This is a genomic window from Rhodococcus sp. BS-15, from assembly GCF_000813105.1.
GTDB lineage: Bacteria > Actinomycetota > Actinomycetes > Mycobacteriales > Mycobacteriaceae > Rhodococcoides.
Genome location: NZ_BAOX01000392.1, coordinates 1 through 3,628 on the forward strand (window position 1 = coordinate 1; position 3,628 = coordinate 3,628).

The following is a 3,628-nucleotide window of genomic DNA, read 5'->3' on the forward strand; positions in this document are numbered from 1 at the left end:
GCTGCGCGTCGTGCTGACGCAACATATCGAGGTGATCGAGCTGATGCGGTCGGTGTTCAAGCGCTATTTCGATGAGGCCGAGTACGCCGATCAGCGGACCTTGAAGTCCATCAGGGAGATCGCGGAGGGTCTGGGCAAGTGAAGCTTCATGCTGCGGTCCGTGTGCTCGGTGTCGCTATGAAACTGAACAGATGCAGCCCTGCTGGCGAATCGATATTTGCGCTGAGACTCGATAGTGATTGAATTGCATTCATTAGAGGGACAATTGAGAGTCGCGCACGGATCTCTGGCAGGTGCGGACTCACGCTGACGATCACGGATGCACTCGGCGATGACGCGCACTCCGCGTCCGAGTACGTCAGCACCGCCCTAGTCGGATTCTTTTTCTGGGGCACAGACGTATTTTTCGGAACCTGTTGGTTCCTGATTTTGTTGGTGACATCGCCAATTCACGGCGGCGGCGTTTGGACCACCCGGCGCACTGCTCCGTCAGCGTCCTTCGCTATCGAGCAGAACGCTGCGGCTACCTTGCTGCTGTAGCGGCCGCGCGTTCTGTTCGATCACCGCTCGAAATTTATCGAGCTGTTCGGCCGAGGCCTGGACCGGAGTGGTCATCACGATCCACTGCACGCCCTCGGTGCACGGGGGAGTGGTGAGGGATCCGGTGTAGCGCACGTTCGTCCGGTCGGCAGGCAGCAGTTGTGAAGGATCGAAATCATCGAGCTCTGCGGTCCGACCGACAGGAGGCAACTCGTCGAAGTAGTTCCCCAGTGCCGCATTGGGTGCGCCCCTGTCGATGAGGACCCCGACAACGGTGATGCTTCCGTCCTCGGCGGTGTGCACCAGATGCAATTCGGCGTCGTGACGGACGCCGTCGAGTTCGTGCTCGGCCGGTTCGTGGAGATGGAACTGGGTCAACCGAAAGTGCTTGTCGTCGACGACCACTTCGGATCCAGGTGTCTCATCGGCCTGCACCGTGTGTGTGGTGTTCTTCAGCGCGACATCACCTGGCCGATAATCGAATTCGAGTGCAGGTAGGTCGGCGGCGGTGGGGTCGTGCAGGTCTATCGGAGATTGGGCCGACGTGTCGGCGCACGCGCCCCATTCGGGGCTGAGGGTCGACCAAGTAGAGGGACCCAACTCGCCGTCATATTGGAACTCGGTGGCCTGCTGAGCTCCCGCTTGTTCGGCGGCTGAGGCGGCACTGGAAGCGGCAGTCGTCGTCCCGGCATCGGACATGGTTCCCGGTTCGGTGCTGCCCGCGCATCCGGCGAGAAGCAGCGGCAGAGCGGCGGTGGCAATGACACCGCGAAGCAGGTGACGCACGATCCCTCCCCAATTTAATTGCATAATGCATCTAACTGAATATTTTTATCACACGGACTGTGTTGTGCGTCGGTCCTCTCGGCTATGGTCGGGAGAGGTTCATGAGTGGCAGCTGTCGGTACCTGGCCGGCTGTCCGGCAACCCCGTCTCCATCGACAGGGTGCCCCAGGGGAAGAACCGGCGCGTCCCGCAATCGCAGGCGCGCAAGTCGATGGAGGGTTGCACCTCCGGGGCGGGGTGGACAATGTCCGGTAGTGATGAACTCGAAGCAGCGCAGGCGAAGTGTGAACCGATTCCACCGGAACGCCGTCGCACCTGGTGCCAGACGCTACTGAGTTACCCGCCGATCTGGTACGGCGTGTTCCCGATGATCGACACTCGGAGGCGGGTACTCGAAGGCGGATACGCCAACAGCCAAGCCTGGATCGACCTTGCCAAACGTGCTGAGGCAGTGGCTTCACGCCGCAGACGTGGTTGATCTTTCGGCAGAGTCTCGAACCCGCTTACCTGAAGGATCGGTTCCCGTCGCATCCCGAGAACATGCCCAAGCGACGCGGGAACGGCGGCGTCGAGACGGTGGTGGTCGATCCCGAAGACTTCTCCGAGTGGCCATGGCTGTTCGAGGCGGGGTATCGCGCGGGCGAGGCGACCTGGCAGGCGTTGGCTCGCTGAGTGATCCCAGCACAGACGGGCCCGGTTCGGCGGGGCCGCTTATGCGTCCTCCCCGATGTCCTCGAACCACAGGCTCGGGCGCTCAGCGAGCATGCGTTCCATCAGTAGCACGCATTCGGCGTTGTCGACGACGTCGACCTGCACGCCGTGCTCGCGTAGCAAGCTCTCCGATGTCTCGAACGAGCGGTTCTCACCGACGACGATTCGCGGAATCTCGTACAGCAGAGCGGTTCCCGCGCACATGAAGCATGGAGACAAGGTGGTGTAGAGCACCGACTTTCGGTACACCGACGCGGGGAGACGACCTGCTCGTTCGATGCAGTCGGTTTCGCCGTGACGGATTGCGCTGTTCATCTGGACGCGACGGTTCCGTCCCACAGCAAGAACTTCGCCGTCGTGCACGAGTGCCGCGCCGATCGGAACGCCGCCTTCTTCCCAGCCGATCTGTGCCTGTTCGATTGCCAGTCCGAGGAAGTACTCGTCGGTGCGTGCAGGATCGGTCAAGGTTCCTCCTGGGCGTCTACGAACTGTGAGTGTGATCCGTGTCAGTCGACCAGGCATTGAACAGATTGCCAAGGGGTGCGGTGCGTCCGGATCGGCCTCGGCCAGCTCACCATTGTCCTGCCGATCCGCGCGGACCTCGAACAGCGCCCCGGCGTGCCGCAGCCGCTGGGGCTGACGACGGCGACGAATTCATCTCTGTCGAAGGGACAAGACCGGGCAAGTCGGCATCCAAAGCTGACGTCGCCGGACAAGGCTGGAACCGATTCGTCGTGGGCTGCGTCCAATGCATTGGGCGGGTCGACGAAATGGAGTGGTGTGAGCGCGATGCGATGGTGGGCAGCGGGTGTTGTCGGCGTAATGCTGCTCGTAGCCGGATGTGGCGGGGTGTCCGACGGTGCGCCGACTGCAGCACCGTCGACGACCTCGGCAGTCTCTGCGCCCGTGTCGACTGAAACATGGGATCCGTGCACCATTCCGGATGAGGCGATCGAAGCCGCTGGATTGGCGGTAGAAACCAAAAAGTCAACTTTAATTGGTGAACGGCCGATATCGCCGGATTGGTCAACGTGCTATTGGAGGAATCCGCTCCCCGAATCGTGGTACCACCTCGGCGTCTTCTCGTCCGTGTTTTCGTTGGACTATCTGCGCGAGGAGGGACCGTTCGAGCAATTCACCGCGGTCGACGGGTTCGACGGTCTGCGGTTTCAACGCAAGATCAAGTACGACGAAGTCAGTTGCGGCATCGCTTTCGGGCGCGACGGAGGCGTTGTCTATTTCATGCTCGATGGTCTTGCCCGGACTGAGCCCCGCGCCGATCCGTGCGCTGAGGTCGAGCGCCTGGCCCGGTCGCTTCGTTCGTCGTTGCCGTCCTCGAAGTGACAGGGGAGTTAATGGAACCGAATGACCTGGCGTCGTCGATGATTCAGTGGCAGTCGCTATCTGCGCAGGCAGATGCGGGAGTGCTGGAAATCCCAGAGGGCGTGGCGTTCCAGTGCGACGAGATCTGTGCCGCATACATCAGGCACCTGCAAGACATGTTGGGCCAGACCAAGTCGCTCGTCGACGTCGAGGCATTCGGCACCTTGGATTCGGCTAGGCAGCTCGGCGAAAAGTTCGAGAGGATTGC

General features: G+C 61.5%; 4 protein-coding genes, 1 pseudogene and 1 riboswitch. Of the genes and pseudogenes, 3 read left to right on the forward strand and 2 right to left on the reverse strand.

Features of this window, described 5'->3' with window-relative positions; genetic code table 11:
- Positions 1-489: 489 nt before the first annotated feature.
- Positions 490-1,326 carry a carbonic anhydrase gene (locus RHBS_RS25590; protein WP_187298635.1) on the reverse strand — a complete coding sequence of 279 codons (837 nt, stop codon included), beginning with the start codon at positions 1,324-1,326 and terminating at the stop codon, positions 490-492.
- 97 nt (positions 1,327-1,423) lie between these two features.
- Positions 1,424-1,542: riboswitch (SAM riboswitch) on the forward strand.
- 324 nt (positions 1,543-1,866) lie between these two features.
- On the opposite strand from RHBS_RS25590, the gene RHBS_RS31665 reads away from it, so the two are divergent.
- Complete coding sequence (locus RHBS_RS31665) at positions 1,867-1,998, forward strand: hypothetical protein (RefSeq protein WP_272913900.1); 132 nt, start codon at positions 1,867-1,869, stop codon at positions 1,996-1,998.
- A 39-nt stretch (positions 1,999-2,037) separates the two neighbouring features.
- Here RHBS_RS31665 and RHBS_RS25600 read toward each other — a convergent pair whose 3' ends face one another.
- The gene (locus RHBS_RS25600) at positions 2,038-2,502 is read right to left on the reverse strand and encodes a nucleoside deaminase (protein ID WP_128646807.1); all 465 of its coding nucleotides are present in this window, start codon (positions 2,500-2,502) and stop codon (positions 2,038-2,040) included.
- Positions 2,503-2,886: 384 nt separating this feature from the next.
- Here RHBS_RS25600 and RHBS_RS25605 point away from each other — a divergent pair, with 384 nt between their 5' ends.
- Both RHBS_RS25605 and RHBS_RS25610 read left to right on the forward strand, forming a co-directional pair.
- Positions 2,887-3,381 (forward strand): DUF3558 domain-containing protein, encoded by a 495-nt coding sequence (locus tag RHBS_RS25605; RefSeq protein WP_237669714.1) that lies wholly within the window; start codon positions 2,887-2,889, stop codon positions 3,379-3,381.
- 11 nt (positions 3,382-3,392) lie between these two features.
- A pseudogene (locus tag RHBS_RS25610) lies at positions 3,393-3,628 on the forward strand (hypothetical protein); the annotation flags it as partial.